This is a genomic window from Treponema endosymbiont of Eucomonympha sp., assembly GCF_001028545.1.
Map to the genome: position 1 here is coordinate 1 of NZ_BBPW01000189.1, position 1,191 is coordinate 1,191.

Annotated in this window: 2 protein-coding genes; both read right to left on the reverse strand. The window is 49.1% G+C overall.

What is annotated here, in order from left to right; translation table 11 throughout:
- Window positions 1-168 precede the first annotated feature (168 nt).
- Window positions 169-516 carry a cell division protein FtsL gene (locus tag AWU74_RS05825; protein WP_086045930.1) on the reverse strand — a complete coding sequence of 116 codons (348 nt, stop codon included), beginning with the start codon at window positions 514-516 and terminating at the stop codon, window positions 169-171.
- The coding region (gene rsmH / locus AWU74_RS05830) for a 16S rRNA (cytosine(1402)-N(4))-methyltransferase RsmH (RefSeq protein WP_162504907.1) at window positions 485-1,191 on the reverse strand (707 nt) is incomplete at its 5' end. The genes rsmH and AWU74_RS05825, both read right to left, overlap by 32 nt.

The following is a 1,191-nucleotide window of genomic DNA, read 5'->3' on the forward strand; positions in this document are numbered from 1 at the left end:
CCGGGAGTGCTACAAAAAGGCTTCCCGTCCGTACGGCGCGGCTGTCGACCACGACCGCAGAAAAACAAAATCGATTTTCCGCACCTTGATCAGTGGCAATAACCGTACCTCCCGTACTCTGACAAAGTGCGCCGAGAGACAGCAACGACGAACTGGGTTCTCGTATACTCATTGCATCGCCTTTTTCGTCTCGATTCGAATAATGTCGCTCGTTTCGGCGCGTTTCATACCGAGTTCTTTCGACGCGATTCTTTCTACTCTGTCTGAACTTGCTTGCAAGCTGATTTCGGTGATAAGTTTTAGGTTGCTTTCGACAAGTTCAATTTGCCCTTTTTCAAGGCGGTTTATTTCTGCTTCAAGTTTCTGAGACCGACGCGCACGGGTTCCCGCAAGCATTAAAAGAGTCGGGACAGAAATAACCGTTACGCACAATAATGCCGGTTTCAGTGACCAAAGTATGCTGTGTTTTCTTTTCATTCTTCTTTTACCTGATAATACACCGTTGCCGTTCAGCATTCATGCTGCGTAATTTTCGCACGACTCGGAGGCGCGCGCTTCGCGCCGATGCATTGCCAGTGCATTCGTCTTTCTGCGCTTCAACTGGCTTTTTGGTTAGCAATTCGGCGGAGGGCGTACCTTCGCACATGCATATCGGCTGTTCGGGAAAACAAACACAAGCTTTTGCCAGATTCCGAAAAAAACGCTTGACGATGCGGTCTTCAAGCGAATGAAAGGTTATCACGCCCAGCTTCCCTCCCAACTTTAATGCCGAAAAAGCGTCGGGAAGCGCAGATTCCAGCCGATGAAGCTCACCATTTACCGCGATTCGCAATGCCTGGAAAGTTTTCGTCGCTGGATGAATTTTCCTGTGCCGATACGATTCGGGTACTGCACGAAAGACCGTTTTCGCGAGTTGAATCGTCGTCCCTGACGCCTGCTTCCCGTTTTCCTTGATTTCTGCGGCGATTCGCCTGCTGTATCGTTCATTCCCCCAATGGTACAGCAAATCGGCAACCTCTTTTTCGCTGCATATATCCAGCAATTCGGCAGCGGTAATACCCGCCGACGGATGAAGCAGCATATCGAGCTTTTCGTTCTTATGGAATGAAAACCCTCTGCCTGACAGTTCATAATGAAACATCGAAACACCTAAATCAAACAAGATGATATCCGGTTCAGGATTTCCGGCGG